Source organism: Pseudomonas sp. PDM24 (assembly GCF_019218905.1).
In the GTDB taxonomy this organism is placed as follows: Bacteria; Pseudomonadota; Gammaproteobacteria; order Pseudomonadales; family Pseudomonadaceae; genus Aquipseudomonas.
In genome coordinates, this window is record NZ_JAHUWR010000001.1 from 1,654,535 (window position 1) to 1,672,457 (window position 17,923).

At 60.0% G+C, this 17,923-nt stretch carries 7 protein-coding genes and 1 pseudogene; 7 read left to right on the forward strand and 1 reads right to left on the reverse strand.

The window, feature by feature from the left end; all coding sequences use genetic code 11:
• Nucleotides 1-24: 24 nt before the first annotated feature.
• The 3 genes from KW837_RS07470 (at nucleotide 25) to KW837_RS07480 (ending at nucleotide 3,737) form a co-directional block, all read left to right on the forward strand.
• Nucleotides 25-1,170 carry a sn-glycerol-3-phosphate ABC transporter ATP-binding protein UgpC gene (locus KW837_RS07470; RefSeq protein WP_218395072.1) on the forward strand — a complete coding sequence of 382 codons (1,146 nt, stop codon included), beginning with the start codon at nucleotides 25-27 and terminating at the stop codon, nucleotides 1,168-1,170.
• Nucleotides 1,167-2,669 (forward strand): glycoside hydrolase family 32 protein, encoded by a 1,503-nt coding sequence (locus tag KW837_RS07475; RefSeq protein WP_218395073.1) that lies wholly within the window; start codon nucleotides 1,167-1,169, stop codon nucleotides 2,667-2,669. The genes KW837_RS07470 and KW837_RS07475 overlap by 4 nt, the downstream gene beginning before the upstream one ends.
• Before the next feature lie 75 nt (nucleotides 2,670-2,744).
• On the forward strand, nucleotides 2,745-3,737 hold the full coding sequence (locus KW837_RS07480; protein ID WP_218395074.1) for a LacI family DNA-binding transcriptional regulator: 993 nt from the start codon (nucleotides 2,745-2,747) through the stop codon (nucleotides 3,735-3,737).
• A gap of 52 nt (nucleotides 3,738-3,789) precedes the next feature.
• Here the strand turns inward: KW837_RS07480 and KW837_RS07485 are convergent, their stop codons facing one another.
• Complete coding sequence (locus KW837_RS07485) at nucleotides 3,790-4,152, reverse strand: DUF6124 family protein (RefSeq protein WP_218395075.1); 363 nt, start codon at nucleotides 4,150-4,152, stop codon at nucleotides 3,790-3,792.
• A 588-nt stretch (nucleotides 4,153-4,740) separates the two neighbouring features.
• Between KW837_RS07485 and KW837_RS07490 the strand changes: the two genes are divergently transcribed.
• From KW837_RS07490 to KW837_RS28720, 4 genes and pseudogenes are all read left to right on the forward strand, one after another.
• Nucleotides 4,741-7,425 carry a DUF5801 repeats-in-toxin domain-containing protein gene (locus KW837_RS07490; protein ID WP_218395076.1) on the forward strand — a complete coding sequence of 895 codons (2,685 nt, stop codon included), beginning with the start codon at nucleotides 4,741-4,743 and terminating at the stop codon, nucleotides 7,423-7,425.
• Nucleotides 7,426-7,670: 245 nt separating this feature from the next.
• Nucleotides 7,671-13,619, forward strand: a complete 5,949-nt coding sequence (locus tag KW837_RS07495; protein ID WP_256348548.1) for a DUF5801 repeats-in-toxin domain-containing protein — start codon at nucleotides 7,671-7,673, stop codon at nucleotides 13,617-13,619.
• Nucleotides 13,620-13,998: 379 nt separating this feature from the next.
• Nucleotides 13,999-17,484, forward strand: coding sequence for a DUF5801 repeats-in-toxin domain-containing protein (locus tag KW837_RS07500; RefSeq protein ID WP_218395077.1), 3,486 nt, complete (start codon nucleotides 13,999-14,001; stop codon nucleotides 17,482-17,484).
• A gap of 213 nt (nucleotides 17,485-17,697) precedes the next feature.
• Nucleotides 17,698-17,844: pseudogene (locus KW837_RS28720) on the forward strand (IS5/IS1182 family transposase); the annotation flags it as partial.
• Nucleotides 17,845-17,923 lie beyond the last annotated feature (79 nt).

Consider the following 17,923-nt stretch of genomic DNA (forward strand, 5'->3'; position numbering starts at 1 on the left):
CCAACAAAGACAAGGAACAGCATCGTGATCAAATTGAAACTGGACAACGTAAACAAGCAATTGGGCGGCATGCGGATTCTTCGCGACGTCAGCCTGGAAATCGCGGCGGGTGAATTCGTGGTGTTTGTTGGCCCTTCGGGCTGCGGAAAATCGACCCTGCTACGACTGATCGCCGGCCTGGATTCGATCTGCGGCGGCGACCTGCTGATCGACGGGCGTCGGGTCAACGACCTGGAACCGCGCGAGCGTGGTGTCGGCATGGTGTTTCAGTCTTATGCGCTGTACCCGCACATGAGCGTCTACGACAACATCAGTTTTGGTCTCAAACTGGCCAAGACGGAGAAGACCAGCCTGCGCGAGCGCGTGCTGAAAACTGCGCAAATCCTGCAGTTGGACAAACTGCTGCAACGCAAGCCAAAGGAACTGTCCGGAGGGCAGCGTCAGCGTGTGGCCATGGGCAGAGCCATGGCGCGGGAACCGGACATTTTGTTGTTCGACGAACCGCTTTCCAACCTGGATGCGTCCTTGCGGGTGCAGATGCGCAACGAAATCGCCCGACTGCATGATCGGCTCGGCTCGACCATGATCTACGTCACCCACGATCAGGTTGAAGCGATGACCCTGGCCGACAAAATTGTCGTGCTCAATGGCGGTCGCGTAGAACAGGTCGGCTCACCGCGCGAACTCTATGAGCGCCCGGCCAGCCGCTTTGTCGCCGGTTTTCTCGGTTCGCCCAGAATGAATTTTCTGTCGGCGCGCCTTCAGACGCCAGGCGAAACCAGCCTGGTCGATACCCTTGTGTGGGGTATCACCTCCCTGCCCTTCGACAGCTCGAACCTGGCGGCAGGCACGCAGCTGACTCTGGGGATTCGTCCGGAACACGTGTCGCTCAAGGCGGCTGATGGAACTGCCGGCGTCGTGGTGACCGCGGTCGAATACCTGGGCAGCGAAACCTATGTGCACCTCGAGACAGGTCAGGACGAGCCACTGATCTGTCGTTGCGAGGTCAGCGCCGGATGGCAAGCGGGCGATCGGGTTGAGCTGCAACTGGACATCGACAACCTGCACCTGTTCGACGCCGACGGCGCGGCCTTGAGCCGTCATCCACACGCCATTGAAACGCTGCCGGCTGGCGTCCCTCTGCGCTCGGCACGAGCAAGCGCCCTATGACTGTGTCTTTGAATTCCATGAGTGTTCCAATGTCCGCTGCAATTGAGCTTGCGCAATATGCGCTGAGTGATGGCCTGTCTCGCGTCATCGATGATTACCGTCCCGGTTATCATCTTGCCCCCCCAGCGGGCTGGATGAACGACCCTAACGGGGTGGTGTACTTTCGTGGCGAATACCACGTGTTCTATCAACACCATCCCTTCGACGCGAAATGGGGCCCGATGTATTGGGGGCATGCCAAGAGCGCCGATCTGGTCCATTGGCAGCATCTGCCCATTGCACTGGCGCCCGGCGATGACTTCGACCGAGACGGTTGTTTTTCCGGCAGCGCGGTGGTGTGTGGCGATACCCTGGCACTGATCTACACGGGGCACACCTGGCTGGGGGACGTGGGTGACGAGCGCTCGATCCGTCAAGTCCAGTGCCTGGCCACCAGCACCGACGGCATTCGGTTCGTCAAGCATGGCGCCGTCATTGAAACCGCGCCGCAAGACACGATCATGCACTTTCGCGACCCCAAGGTATGGCAGGAGGATGACTTCTGGTACCTGATTGCCGGCGCACGTCTGGGCGATAAACCGCTGCTGCCGCTGTACCGTTCCACCGATCTGCACACCTGGGAGTTCCTCGACTATGTGGCCAGCGGCAGCGAGGGTGATGGCTATATGTGGGAGTGCCCGGACCTGTTCCGACTGAACGGGCGCGATGTGCTGCTCTACTCCCCTCAGGGTATGCAACCCGAGGGTTACGAACGGCTCAACAAGTACCAGACCGGTTATCGAGTGGGCCGACTCGACAGTGAATGGCACTTCAGCGGCGGGCCTTTTATCGAGCTGGATAACGGCCACGATTTCTATGCCGCGCAAACGCTTCTGGCCGCCGATGGCCGGCGCCTTGTATGGGCGTGGCTCGACATGTGGGAAAGCCCGATGCCGAGCCAGGCTCATCACTGGTGCGGCATGCTCGGTGTGCCGCGCGAACTTGAACTGCACGCCGATCGCCTTTGCGTGTATCCGGCACGGGAGCTCACCGCTCTGCGCCAGGCGCCATTGCCGGGCGTGCCTTGGTGGGAGGGTTCGGGAACCCGGTGCGTGCCGGAAGTGAATGGCGAGATGCTCGAAATCCATGTGCATCTGGATTTGCGTGGCTGCACCAACGGCCACCTCGGAATCGCCTTGCGTTGCAGCGACGATGACCACGAAGAAACCCTGCTTTACTACGATGCGTCGCTACAGCGTCTGGTGCTTGACCGCAGCCGCTCGGGTGCGCAAGTCACCGGTCAGCGCAGTGTGGCGATTGACCCGACACAAGAGCGACTGGAACTGCGCGTATTTCTCGATCGCTCGTCCATCGAGGTGTTCGACGAAAACGGGCGATTCAGCCTCAGCAGTCGGTTCTATCCACGGCCCGACAGCCTGGGCGTGAAGCTGTTTGCCAATGGGAGTGGCGGCCGTGTCTCGATTCCCAAGGCGTGGCCTCTGGCCTCGGGATGGCTGTGAGCGGCGTCATTCGAGTCGCGAGAAACCCGGGCGCTGTGTCATGATCCTGCGTCAACCTGACCGGCCTCGCCTCGCATGACTTCAGTGAAAGACGTTGCACAGCTGGCCGGCGTGTCCCTGATGACGGTTTCTCGAGCGCTCAATAATCCGGAAAAACTGAGCCCCGAAACCCTTCAGCGGGTGCGTCGCGCCATTGACGAACTGCAATTCGTACCGAGCCTGTCGGCGCGCAAGATGCGCGGCGACAACCTCCAGTCGCGCACCATCGGGGTGTTCGCACTGGACACCGCGACCACACCGTTCGCGGTCGAGTTGCTGCTGTCCATCGAACAGACCGCGCAGCAGGCGGGCTGGAATGTGTTCATCCTCAACCTGTTGAGCAACCCGCCAACCGACCAGAACATTGACCTGATGCTGTCGCACCGTCCTGACGGGTTGATCTTCAGCGCCATGGGGTTTCGTCAGGTATGCATTCCCGAACGCTTGAAGAGCAAACCCTTGGTGCTCGCCAATTGCCTGGCAGATGACAGTCGCCTGGTCAGTTATGTGCCAGATGACGAAACGGGGCAGTATCGGGCCGTACATCACGCGTTGAGCCAAGGCTATCGGCGCCCTCTGTGCATCAATCTGCCCAAACAGAGCCTGGCCTGGGGCTTGCGACAAAAAGGCCTGCAGCGTGCCTGTCAGGCATTTGGCCTTGCGCCTGAGGCACTCCTGCAATACGACCTTTCCGATCATGACGCCTATGGTGAAACCGCAGCCATCCTCGACCGGCACATCATCGAGGGTCGCCCGCAATTCGACATCCTGATCTGTGGCAACGACCGGATTGCCTTTTGCGCCTATCAGCTGTTGTTGGGCCGAGGCCTGAAAATTCCCGCCGATGTCGCCGTGCTTGGCTATGACAACATGATCGGCATCGCCGAACTGTTCATCCCGCCGCTGACCACGGTGCAATTGCCGTACTACGAGATTGGTCGCAATGCGGCCCGGCACCTGATAGAGGCCCTTGAGGTAGAGGGTGCCCAGCCCGTTGATTGTCCGTTGGTAGTCAGAACGTCGTTGTGAGCTGTCAAAACCCTTTACCGAGGGGCAAGCCTCTCGGTAAAGGGCTGAGTGGTTACTTGGGTGGAACGAAGTTATCCAGCATTCGATTCACCGCCAGTTCCCCCAGCATGATGACCTGCTGAAGCGCCAGCAGGGTATTGCGATGGGGGCCCTCCACCAATGCAGCAATGTCGCTGGCCATGACACTGGCCGACGCCAGGTTCTCGCACGTTTGAACCAGCAAGGCTTCTTGGTCGGCATCCGGCGCAACCATATACAGGGTGCTGGGTTTGCGTGGGGTGTTGTTCATGATCGCTGCCGGGTTGAGGTAGAAATCGAGGGCGCGCTCGGCGGCTTCGTTGAGTTTTTTCGAGTCGAGGGATTCGTAAGGGGATGCCGGATCGGTGTCCGGTGGGTTGGGCGTAACTTTGAACATAGCAGAAACTCCGATGCTTCTTAAAAGGAGCCAACACCATCTCGCTACCAAACGGAGGGTGGCGGCCATACGAAGGTTGGTAGACCGGGCATCGGAACCGGCGCTCCCGAAGGAGCCCTGCGCATGGCCACCATAAAACGCAGCCCTAAGAAAGGACCGCCGAAGGTGACGCTATGCGTCGATGCTGAGGGTCTACCAAACCCGATCGCTGTTGTTCAGCGACAGGGAAACGATAGAGCCCGGGCCATCGGCGCACAAGCCGGCGGATTCTGGCTTAACCGTAGGTAACGGCGCAAGGTCTTGTAGCCCTTCGGGAAGTAACACGGAGTGTCTTTAAACACGCATCGTTAAACACGTGGATTTATCTCGCTTATTCGTTGGGATTTATCCCCGACCTGAACAATTTACACACGGAATATGCGCCCCCGCTCCCTCGCGCACTCATCCCGTCTCCCCCTCTCAAGTAGTCCGAAACTCCCACCCCGCTTGGGAGTATCGGCCGATGCGCAATCCCCGGTGCTTAGTCATAGTTGTAGCGATAGGTCAACGGTCAGGCCTCGATGACCGCAATTGCTCGGGAGAAAAACCATGGCTATTGGAATCACCGGCGTGGACGTTACGCTGGACGAAACGGCCGGGTTACAGAACGCCACCGCCACGCCAAGCCCTGCGGGAGACGCTGACGACAACGACATTCTGGTGGCATCCCTGCCCTCGGACTTCTCAACCCGTTTGACCGAACTGAATGCCGGTACCGCAACGGGTGCGGCCTTGAGTGGCTATACCGGTGACGTGGGCGACACGGGCAGCGATGCGTTCACCGTCACCGGTGGAGCAAGCATTACCGATATCAGCTTCGTCGACAGCAATGGCGCACCGCTTGATGGCGCGGACAGCGGACTGTTTACCCTCGATGGCACCAGCATCCTTCTCTATACGGATACGAACAACAACATCCTTCTGGGCCGCGCTGGGGCCGCAGATGGCGCGATCGTGTTCGCCGCCTATATCGAAGAAACCGGATCGCCGGTCTCGGGCGGCAAGATCTGGACCGTGGAGTACCAACCGCTCAAGCATCCAGATGATACGAACCCCGATGATTCACTCAATCTGCTGGATAAGGTATTCGTCGGAACCAGTCAGGACCTGGAATTCAGCCTGGCCGGTGTGCCTTCCGGTGCGAACCTGTTCCTGATGTTCACGAAGGCGAACCCGACCGTTGTCGATGACGGTGGTGTCTTGCGGATCACGGATCCCACCATCATCGCCACCGGTAAAGACCCCGCAGACGAGTCAAGCGGCGCCAATATCAACACTGGCGACACGATCATTACCAGCCAGGCGGCTAACCCGACCACCTTCGGCACCAACAGTCAGATGATTACGGAACAGGATGGCATCCGCTTTTCGTTCGTCACCGGTGCCAGGCAGGATGTGACCATTCCCAACCTGAGTCCGACCGAAGCAGATGTTGAATCCAACATCGACTTTACCGACGTCTTCAACGCGAAGATGGCCAGCTTCGAGGTCGTGCAGTTGCAAAGCGGCAAGAGTGCCGTGGTAACAATCAGCGCATTCACCACCGCTGCTGAACCTGGCGAGGATTTCATCAACGGCTATGACGGTGATACGCCGGTTGCCATCACCAATGTGCGCGTCTTCAATTCAGGCGTATTGGTGACTGATCCGGCCCTTGTCATCAGCATTACTGACGGGGTTGCAACCATCACCGGCGTTAAAGCCGGCTACCAGATTGAATACACCACAGCGTCGGATCACAACCGAGTGCTCGTCGAGAACGGCGCGGCCCTCGACGCCAGGGGCAATACCCACGCCGACTTTGATATCGGTGGTTTCACGCTTCTCCAAACCGCAGTTTCGACTGCCGAAATCGGCTCCAAGATGCTTTTCGAAGATGACGGCCCTGCACTCGCCTTTGGCAACCTGATCGGCACCGGCAGCGTCCTGCCACAAACCGGGTACTGGAGTCATTCGGCCGGCGCCGACGGGCTGGATGCGAACGGTCTGGATATTTCGGTGGATAGCTCGTTCACCCTCGTCAGGCCAGACAACACCACCACGACCGGGACCGCCACACTTGACGAGCTATCGCCCTCACCGGACGGCAATGGCGCGTACCAGTTCGCCGGGACGTTGACCGGCGATTTCGACAACAACGCCGGAACGGACGATACCACCATCGACTACACGCTGAGTGCCTTGGCCGATGGCAGCTATGTACTGGATCTGGTGCAAGGCTTCAGTTCGACGGTCGTGCTCAGCACTGCCGATGGCTCGCTCAGTGCCGGCGGCCCGGATCCAGTGCGCACCTTGTTAATTCCGCAGACGAGTGACCCGACCATTCCTTCGGCATCCGAGGAGGTTGTGTTCTTTTCCGCGAAGGCGCTTGCGTCGACTTCGGACATCCTGACCGGTATCGGGCTTGGAGCACCCGACCCCACCGAAGCCCAGATACAGACCAACCCCCTGCCCTCGTACATCGACCCGAGGGCCATGAACGTCAGCACGTCCGGCATCGGCGTCGCCAATAACGTTTTCCAGGGAGACAACCTGGCGGCAATCAGCGCCGCCGATGAAAGTTTCGTCGTCAATCCGGAGAGCCTGGTGACGGCCATGAAGGTCTTCATCGACAACTCTGTAGCGGGTTACAACACCGCGACCGAGGACCTGTACTACAAGATCTACTATGAGGATGGCACGACTTCGAACCTCATCGAGGTGAATACCCTGACTCCAGAGCCCGGTGGACAGGTGTCCTTCCTCATTGAGCAAGAGGGCACGACGCTGATCGACGCTGTTCAGCTCACGATGGGCCGAGGCACTATCAAGATCCCGGTGATCCAGTTCATTCAGGAAACCGCGAGTCTGGCCAGCGATATCCAGCTGTCGTTCAATGCGACGGTGACGGACAGAGATGGGGACTCGGCATCAAGTACGTTTGACGCCAACCTGTTCGCCAACGACTTGACCGGCTCCTTCGACTACACGCTGGTGGGCACGGGCGGTGAGCAGGATGCCTTCAACGTCGATTTGTCATTCACCGAGAACCTGTACCAGGTCACCGGCTTCGATGCGGGCGCAAACCTGCGAGATACGCTGGTGCTCAACGGCGACCAGAACGCGGTTGTCCAGATCGACAACACCGGCGCAGACAGCATTGTGTCGGTCACCGAAACGGGCGGACAAGTCACGACCATCACCTTGGTCGGGGTCGATCTTCTGAGTAGCGACATTGTTTACGGCAGCGTCTGAGAAACGCGCGTGAAAGGATGCGAGGGTGGCACAAACCACCCTCGCATTTTTTTGCACTTCCAATAGGCGATCCGCACGCTCGCATCAACCTGGGCACCCTGCGACAGACCACCAACGAGGACGACTAGGCCGAAACTCCCATCCCGCCTGGGAGTTTCGGCCGATGCGCAATTTCCGGCGCTTAGTCATAGTTGTAGAGGTCAATGGTCAGACCTCAATGACCGCAATTGCTCGGGAGAAAAATCATGGCTATTGCAATCACAGGCGAGGACGTTGTGCTGGACGAGACGGCCGGGTTACAGAACGCCACCGCCACGCCAACCCCTGCAGGAGACGCTGACGACAACGACATTCTGGTGGCATCCCTGCCCGCTTCCTTCTCTACCCGTTTGACCGCACTGGGTGCCGGTACTGCAACGGGTGCGGCCTTGAGTGGCTATACCGGTGCCGTGGGCGACACGGGCAGCAATGCGTTCACCATCACGGGTGGAGGAAGCATTAGCGACATCAGCTTCGTCGACAGCGCTGGTGCACCGCTTAATGGCGTGGACAGCGGACTGGATACCCTCGATGGCACCAGCATCCTTCTCTATACCGATACGAACAACAACATTCTTCTGGGCCGAGCCGGGGGTGCAAATGGCGCCATCGTGTTCGCGGCCTACATCGAAGAAACCGGATCGCCGGTCACCGGCGGCAAGATCTGGACCGTGGAATACCAACCGCTCAAGCATCCAGATGCTACAAACCCCGATGATTCGCTCAATCTGCTGGATAAGGTGTTCATCGGAGCTACTCAGGACCAGGGATTCAGTCTCGCCGGTGCGCCCTCCGGTCAGAACCTCTTTTTGATGTTCACGAAAGCGAACCCGACAACTGAAACGATCGATGGTGTCGTGCGGATCACCGATACCACCATCATCGCCACCGGCAAGAACCCCGCAGACCAATCGAGCGGCGCCAATATAAACACTGGCGACACGATCAATACCAGCCAGGGTGGTGGCCCGACCACCATCGGCACCAACAACCAAATGATTGTGGAACAGGAAGGCATCCGCTTTACGTTCGTCACGGGCGCCAGGCAGGATGTGACCGTTCCCAACCTGAGTCAGACCGAAGCAGATGTTGAATCCAACATCGACTTTACCGGCGTCTTCAATTCGACGTCGGCCAGTTTCGACGTCGTGCAGTTGCAAGGCGGCAAGAGTGCGGTGGTCAAAATCAGCGCATTCAACACCGCTGCTGAACCTGGCGTGAACTTCGTCAACGGCTATACAGGTGATACGGCGGTTGCCATCACCAATGTGCTCGTCACCAACATCAGCACCGGGCAGGTGATCGAGAATTCAGACGGTTCGGTGAATGATCCGGCCATTAACATCAGCTTTTCTGGTGGGGTTGCAACCATCACCGGCGTTCTGGCCGGCTACCAGATTGAGTACACCACAACGGCGGATCACAACCGCGTACTCATCGAGAACGGGGCGGCCGTCGACGCCAGGGGCAATGACCACGCCGATTTTGATATCGGTGGCTTCACGCTGCGCGATACCTCTACTACGATCGCCGAAATCGGCTCCAAGATGAACTTCGAAGACGACGGACCAAGCGTCAGCGCCACCGGCACGGAACCAATACTGACGGTCGACGAAACGGTGCTGGCGACCGACGCCACCCAGAGCTTTACCGCCAACTTCAGCTCGGCGTTTGGTGCTGATGGCGCGGGCACGCTGACCTATGCGTTGGGCATGACGGCCGGCCCTTCCGGACTGACCGACACGGCCACCGGCGAAGCGGTGAACCTGTCGCTTAACGGCACCGTGGTCGAAGGCCGCACGGCCACCACCAACCTGCTGGTGTTCACGGTCACCGTCGCCGCCAACGGTGACGTCACCCTCGACCAGCTGCGCGCCGTGGTGCATCCCGATGCCACCGATCCCGATGATGCGACGAGCCTGAGCTCGGACGATCTGGTGACCCTGACGGCAACCATCACCGACAAGGACGGTGACAGTGCCCAGGCAACCCTCAACATCGGCCAGAACCTGGTGTTCGAGGACGATGGACCGAGCATCAGCACCACCGGCGACGAACCGACGCTGACGGTAGACGAAACGGTGCTGACAACCGACGCCACCCAGAGCTTTACCGCCAACTTCAGCTCGGCGTTTGGCGCTGATGGCGCCGGTACGCTGACCTATGCGTTGGGCATGACGGCCGGCCCTTCCGGACTGACCGACACCGCCACCGGTGAGGCAGTGAACCTGTCGCTCAACGGCGGTGTAGTCGAAGGCCGCACGGCCACCACCAACCTGCTGGTATTCACGGTCAGCGTCGCCGCCAACGGTGACGTCACCCTCGACCAGCTGCGCGCCGTGGTGCATCCCGACACCACCGATCCCGATGACGCGACGAGCCTGACCTCGGACGATCTGGTAACCCTGACAGCAACCATCACCGACAAGGACGGCGACAGTGCCCAGGCGACCCTCAACATCGGCCAGAATCTGGTGTTCGAGGACGATGGACCGAGCATCCACACCACCGGCACCGAGCCAATACTGACAGTAGACGAAACGGTGCTGACAACCGACGCCACCCAGAGCTTTACCGCCAACTTCAGCTCGGCGTTTGGTGCTGATGGCGCCGGCACGCTGACCTATGCGTTGGGCATGACGGCCGGTGCTTCCGGGCTGACCGATACGGCCACCGGCGAGGCAGTCAACCTGTCGCTTAACGGCGGTGTAGTCGAAGGCCGCACGGCCACCACCAACCTGCTGGTGTTCACGGTCAGCGTCGCCGCCAACGGTGACGTCACCCTCGACCAGCTGCGCGCGGTGGTGCATCCCGATGCCACCGATCCCGATGATGCAACGAGCCTGAGCTCGGACGATCTGGTCACCCTGACGGCAACCATCACTGACAAGGACGGTGACAGTGCCCAGGCGACCCTCAACATCGGCCAGAACCTGGTGTTCGAGGACGACGGACCAAGCATCCACACCACCGGCGACGAACCGACGCTGACGGTAGACGAAACGGTGCTGACAACCGACGCCACCCAGAGCTTTACCGCCAACTTCAGCTCGGCGTTTGGCGCTGATGGCGCCGGTACGCTGACCTATGCGTTGGGCATGACGGCCGGTGCTTCCGGGCTGACCGATACGGCCACCGGCGAGGCGGTCAACCTGTCGCTCAACGGCGGTGTAGTCGAAGGCCGCACGGCCACCACCAACCTGCTGGTGTTCACGGTCAGCGTCGCCGCCAATGGTGACGTCACCCTCGACCAGCTGCGCGCCGTGGTGCATCCCGATGCCACCAACCCTGATGATGCGACGAGCCTGAGCTCGGACGATCTGGTCACGCTGACGGCAACCATCACTGACAAGGACGGCGACAGTGCCCAGGCGACCCTCAACATCGGCCAGAACCTGGTGTTCGAGGACGACGGACCAAGCATCCACACCACCGGCGACGAACCGACGCTGACGGTAGACGAAACGGTCCTGACAACCGACGCCACCCAGAGCTTTACCGCCAACTTCAGCTCGGCGTTTGGCGCTGATGGCGCGGGTACGCTGACCTATGCGCTGGGCATGACCGCCGGTGCTTCCGGGCTGACCGACACGGCCACCGGCGAAGCGGTGAACCTGTCGCTTAACGGCGGTGTAGTCGAAGGCCGCACGGCCACCACCAACCTGCTGGTGTTCACGGTCAGCGTCGCCGCCAACGGTGACGTCACCCTCGACCAGCTGCGCGCGGTGGTGCATCCCGATGCCACCGATCCCGATGATGCGACAAGCCTGACCTCGGACGATCTGGTCACCCTGACGGCAACTATCACTGACAAGGACGGTGACAGTGCCCAGGCGACCCTCAACATCGGCCAGAACCTGGTGTTCGAGGACGACGGACCGAGCATCCACACTACCGGCACGGAGCCAATACTGACGGTAGACGAAACGGTACTGGCGACCGACGCCACCCAGAGCTTTACCGCCAACTTCAGCTCGGCGTTTGGTGCTGATGGCGCGGGCACGCTGACCTATGCGTTGGGCATGACGGCCGGCCCTTCCGGACTGACCGACACGGCCACCGGCGAGGCAGTGAACCTGTCGCTCAACGGCGGTGTAGTAGAAGGCCGCACAGCCACCACCAACCTGCTGGTGTTCACGGTCAGCGTCGCCGCCAACGGTGACGTCACCCTCGATCAGCTGCGCGCCGTGGTGCATCCCGATGCCACCGATCCCGATGATGCGACGAGCCTGACCTCGGACGATCTGGTAACCCTGACGGCAACCATCACCGACAAGGACGGTGACAGTGCCCAGGCAACCCTTAACATCGGCCAGAACCTGGTGTTCGAGGACGACGGACCGAGCATCCACACCACCGGCACGGAGCCAATACTGACAGTAGACGAAACGGTGCTGACAACCGACGCCACCCAGAGCTTTACCGCCAACTTCAGCTCGGCGTTTGGCGCTGATGGCGCCGGCACGCTGACCTATGCGTTGGGCATGACCGCCGGTGCTTCCGGGCTGACCGACACGGCCACCGGCGAAGCGGTCAACCTGTCGCTCAACGGCACCGTGGTCGAAGGCCGCACGGCCACCACCAACCTGCTGGTGTTCACGGTCAGCGTCGCCGCCAACGGTGACGTCACCCTCGACCAGCTGCGCGCGGTGGTGCATCCCGATGCGACCAATCCTGATGATTCGACGACGCTGTCGGCGGACAATCTGGTGACGCTGATAGGGACCATCACCGACAAGGACGGCGACAGAGCCCAGGCGACCCTCAATATCGGGCAGAACCTGGTGTTCGAAGACGACGGCCCGTCACTTGCATTCGGCAACCTGATCGGCACCGGTAGCGTCCTGCCGCAATTCGGCTTCTGGGACCATTCGGCGGGCGCCGACGGGCTGGGTGCGGCGGGTCTGGATATCTCGGTGAATAGCCAGTTCACCCTCGTCAGGCCAGACAACACGACCACCACCGGGACCGCAACGCTCACCGAGCAGTCGCCCTCACCCGACGGCAATGGCGCATACCAGTTTGCAGGGACGTTGACCGGTGATTTCGACAACAACGCCGCAACGGCGGACACCAGCGTCGACTACACGCTGACCGCCTATGCCGATGGCCGCTATGCACTGGATCTGGTGCAAGGCTTCAGTTCAGAGATCGTGCTCAGCACTGCCGACGGCGCGCTCGGTGCCGGCGGTCCGGACCCAGTGCGCACATTGTTAATTCCAGAGCAGGATCCGCCGACTATTCCTTCGCCATCTGAGGAGGTTGTGTTCTTTACCGCGAAGGCGCTTGCGTCGACTTCGGACATCCTGACCGGTATCGGGCTTGGAGCGCCCGACCCCACCGAAGCCACGCTACAGACCAACCCCCTGCCCTCGTACATCGACCCGAGGGCCATGAACGTCAGCACCGCCGGCATCGGCGTCGCCAATAACCTGTTCCAGGGAGACAACCTGGCGGCAATCGGCGCTGCCGATGAAAGTTTCGTCGTCAATCCGGAGAGCTTGCTGACGGGCATGAGGGTCTTCATCGACAACTCCGTGGGAGGTTACAACACGGCGACCGAGGACCTGTACTACAGGGCCTTCTACGAGGATGGCACGTTCTCGAATCTCATCGAAGTGAACACCCTGACTCCGGAGGCAGGCGGACAGGTATCCTTCCTCATTGAGAGCGATGGCACGAATCTGATCGACGCTGTTCAGCTCACGATGGCCCGAGGCGAGATCAAGATCCCGACGATCCAGTTCATCCACGAGACCGAGAGCCTGGCCAGTGATGTCCAGCTGACGTTCAACGCGACGCTGACCGACAAGGATGGGGACTCGGCGACGAGTACGTTCGACGCCAACCTGTTCGCCAACGACCTGTCCGGCACCTTCGACTTCTCGCTGGTGGGCACGGGCGGTGAACGTGATGCCTTCAACATCGATTTGTCAGTCGATGAGAACCAGTACCAGGTTACCGGCTTCGATGCGAACGCAAGCCTGCGAGACACACTGGTACTCAACGGCGACCAGAGCGCGGTTGTCCAATCGATCGACATCAGCGGTGCAGACAGCATCGTGACGGTTGCCGAAACGGGCGGACAAGTCACGACCATCACCTTGGTCGGGGTCGATCTTCTGAGTAGCGACATTGTTTATGGCAGCGTCTGAGAAACGCGCGTAAAAGAATGCGAGGGTGGCGCAAACCACCCTCGCATTGTTTTTTGTAGCTCTAATATGAGATCCGCACGGGTCGCATTCGCTGTGGGCTCTCGAGCACCACAAGGCTTAAACGCGGCGGCGTACATACACGTCCACGCGTCAGGAAACAACGAGAACGACATCACCATCAACCTGAGCACCCTGCGCCAGGAACGGATTTTCGCCGTCACTTCTTCGCGTCCTCATCCCATTTACCCCTCCCAAGTAGTCTGAAACTCCCAACCCGTCTGGGAGCATCGGCCGATGTGCAATCCCCGGCGTTTATCCATAGTTGCAACCAAAGGTCACCGGTCAGGCCTCGATGACCGGAATTTTTCGGGAGTAGATCATGGCTATCACCATCACCGGAACATTGATCATTGACGAGACGTTGGGTAAGCAGAACGCGACGGCCGGCGGCAGTGACATCACAGGCAACGACGTTGCAGATGGTCTGGGCTTCCTCAACACCGGCGTAACTGCATTCGACACGCTTTTGAATGCCGTGGTGGTGCAGGATCTCTCTGGAGTCAACGTCACCGTAGCCGTGAGTAACGGCACTTCCGCCGACCCTGATGGCAGTTCCATGCTCAGCGGTTTCGGGGACGATGTCACCGATCTGGCCTTCACCAATTCCACGGGTGGTCCGCTGCTTGGGGAAGAGGCACTGTCTGCGCCAGGCGTCCCTCTGCTGACCGTCGACGGCACGAAAATTTTCCTTTATAGCTATACGGGCGCCGACCTGGGCATTGATGAGAACAACGCCGTTTTCGGCCGCAAAGGCTTTTGGAATGGCAGTGAGTATGTGGCAGACCCGTCGGGCGACGTCGTCTTCGCCGCGTACCTGCAACCCACGGACGCTTCCGGTGCCGTCCAGACCTCCGATCTGAACGCCGTGGGCTCCAAGGTCTGGCTGGTGCAGTACGAGGAAATCAAGCACCCGATTACCACCAACCCCGACGACGCCTTGAGCCTGTACAACCTCCATGTATCGGTCAGCAATCAAAGTGACTTCTCGCTGGCAGGCGCGCCTTCAGGCCAGAACCTGTTCCTGATGTACGGCGATGGAACCCCCAGCCCGACCGACGCGGTGATCATCGTCACCGGCAAGAACCCGGTCAACCAGTCCGACCCTAATGCTCCGGCCATCACCGCCGGCGACACCGTCAACACCGGCCAGGGCGGCGGCCCCACCACCCTGGGCACCAACAGCCAGCAAATCGTGGAAGGCTCCGGCTTGTACTTCACCTTCGCGAAGGGGGCCAACACCAACTTCACGGTTCCCAACCTGGACCAGAACGAAGCGGACGTGGAGGCCAACATCGACTTCACCTCGCTCTACGGCACCAATGGGGCCAGTTTTTCCGTTGTCCAATCGGCCTCGGGCGATAAATCCACGCTGGAGATCAGCGCCTACACAACGCCTTTCAATCCAGGTATTACTTTCATCGACAACCTGCACACCAACACGGCGGTTGAGGTCAACAAGGTCACCATCACGACCCAGCCCACCGGGCACGGCAAGAATGCGGTTCCGGGTGAGACCCTGGTGTTTGACAAGGGCGCTATCGGAACGACTCCCACCACGCTGAGCGGCATCACGGTCACGTTCTCCACCAACACCGTGGTGATCAAAGGCCTGGAAGCCGACGACCTGATCGCCTACAACACCGACGGTCCACACACTCGGGCGCTGATCGACAACATCGGCTCGACCGACACCAACTTCGACGCCCCCTTCGACATTGGTGGCTTCCGCCTGGTCAATTCCAATGTCACACCGAATCTGTTCTCGGCGCTGACGTTCCAGGATGACGGGCCTGCGACTTCAGCCAACAACACGGTGCTGCTCGACGACGATGCGCTCACGGGTGGCAATCCTGGCGGCACGGACGACGATGCAGACGCGGCTAACACAAGCGGCACTCTGGGCCACGACTTTGGGCAGGACGGGGCCGGCACAGTGGCCTATCTGACCAGCGGCGCGCCCTCAGGCTTCAGCTACGTAGCCGATGGCACCAGTCTGTTGGTCAAACAAGGCACCACCACGGTGCTGACGCTGACGATGGTCGCGGCAACGGGCGCCTACACGGTGGTGCAAAACAACCCGATCCTTCATGTGGCGGGCCTGAACGAGAACAACCAGGCGTTCACCATCAACTACCGGGTGACCGATGGTGATGGCGATACCGCCGATGGCACGCTGGGGATCAACGTCGATGACGACACCCCGGTCGTGACGGCCAAGTCGAGTCTGGTCTACGCGAACAGCAGCAACGGGGCGTCTTTGACGGATGTCGGGGGAACGGGCGTCTTCGCTTACTCGATTGGCGCGGACAAGCATGTGACGCCTTACAGTGCGCCGAACTCCGACTTCCTGTCCGTGGCCCTCACAGGTGTCACGGTGGGTTCGAACGCCATCACCAACAAATCGGTGACTTGGGTCTCGGAGAATGATAACCAGGCGGTGTTCAACGTCGGCTTCACCTACGTGTCCAACAATCCGGCTCAGGGAGCGACCACCAACGCCACCGGCACGCTGATCTTTGACAAGGTGGCTGACACCTATACCTTGAAGCTGGCTCAGGAGATTGAGAGCTTCAGCATCCTGAACACCTCGACGCCTGGAAACCCCCTTAAGGGCTATGCGCTCGACTCAGCCACGATCGTGGGGTCGAATCCGCCGGTCTCGGTGATGACGCTGGCCAGCGACTTCTTCGTGCAGTTCGAGGGATTTGGCGTGAACAACGGGACGGCCCAAACCTTCGCTTACGACACCAACACAGGCTTGTTCTCGAATGATCGACGGTATGTCACGGTCTCATCGAGTTCGATTGGCGCTGCCAGCGACACGCTCCAATCGGACGAAGTGATTGACCTGGACTTTTTCAAGAGTAATCCCGAAGGGTTCACCAATTCTGCCGTGGAAAAGGCCACGAGCAAGGCGATCTTTATCGAGTTCACACAGGCCGGTATTGGCGCCGGCAAAGACATGCTGGTGGTCTTGAAGCTGGTTGATGACATTTCCGGGGCAACCATCAATCGGACCTTCATTGTTGGAAACTCAAACGGTAATGACGACGTTCTCAATGACAGTGTGCCCACCTACGGCTTCGTGGCCAAGGCACAAAACGGCATCGTGGTCTTCGAGAGCAATGACTACAACTTCGCTGGAGAACACTTCTCGATCCAAGGCGCGCAAGTGGTGACATCGACCCAAGGCACAAGCGGAACCGGGTACCAACTCAATGGGGCCATCGACAATCCTGCGACTCCGGGGATCGAGGGCGCAACACCCGATGGCCAGATAGCTTTCGGCGGCGCCACGACTGAGGGGAATAACGAACCCATCAAGATCGTCAACATCGGCTTCGTGGCCACTTCGACACCGGACGCCCACCTGACCTTCGATGTGGTGCTGGCGGATGCCGACGGTGATGCGACGGCCACGCACACCCTGGACGTAACGATCGTTGGCGACAACCGCGTGACGGCCTCAACGGGAGCGGACACGTTCGTGATCGCCGACAGCGACGTCGACGGGCTGCTCTCCATGGTCTTGACTGTCATCGATGGTGGCTTTGTCACAGGCACTGACAAGCTGGACTTTACGGCGGTGGGTTCGGTGACGAACTACACCGAAGTGCTGGCACCGGTCACCAACCTGGCGACGTTCACAGCCGCCGCCGATATCGCGCTGGACGGCACGAAGGACTACTACTTCGGCGTCGTTGGAGGCGACGGCTACCTGGCATTTGACGCCGACGGCAATGGCATCACCACCATCATCCAATTGGTTGGTGTGACTGATATCGCAAGCACTGACATTGTCTGAAGGCAGCTGCGGGCACACGGCCTGGTTCCCACAAGGGGTCAGGCCGTTTTTATTTGGGGCGTTTCGCTCCTGAGCCAACGCCAAGTGGACTCGGGCGGTTGTCCGTTGTTGGTGCCAAATTGCATTTCAAGGGTATATGCCCGATCGCGGCATAGCCGCAAAGCCCACTGGCCCCTCTCAAAAAGCCCTACATGAAGTCACTGGCGAAGGTGTATCGCAGGGCGTGGCTATTTCAGTGGCGAAGAAATTCTCGCCTGTGAACAGTCCTGCATCACCACGTATATTCCTAAACCGCTGACGTCCAATAGCAAGGCGGACGGGCGCTTCGGCAAGCAGGACTTCGTGTACCTCCGTCAAAAAAAGCTGCCCCCCGCACACGATCGCCTGAGCTGGCTCAGATTCAGCTCAACGCGCTGGCGGTTAAAGTCCGGGCGGCCTT

Coding starts and splice junctions, on each gene's coding strand:
- KW837_RS07495 (WP_256348548.1), top strand. CDS start 7,671: ATGGCTATTGCAATCACAGGCGAGGACGTTGTGCTGGACGAGACGGCC.
- KW837_RS07480 (WP_218395074.1), top strand. CDS start 2,745: ATGACTTCAGTGAAAGACGTTGCACAGCTGGCCGGCGTGTCCCTGATG.
- KW837_RS07490 (WP_218395076.1), top strand. CDS start 4,741: ATGGCTATTGGAATCACCGGCGTGGACGTTACGCTGGACGAAACGGCC.
- KW837_RS07485 (WP_218395075.1), bottom strand. CDS start 4,152: ATGTTCAAAGTTACGCCCAACCCACCGGACACCGATCCGGCATCCCCT.
- KW837_RS07475 (WP_218395073.1), top strand. CDS start 1,167: ATGACTGTGTCTTTGAATTCCATGAGTGTTCCAATGTCCGCTGCAATT.
- KW837_RS07500 (WP_218395077.1), top strand. CDS start 13,999: ATGGCTATCACCATCACCGGAACATTGATCATTGACGAGACGTTGGGT.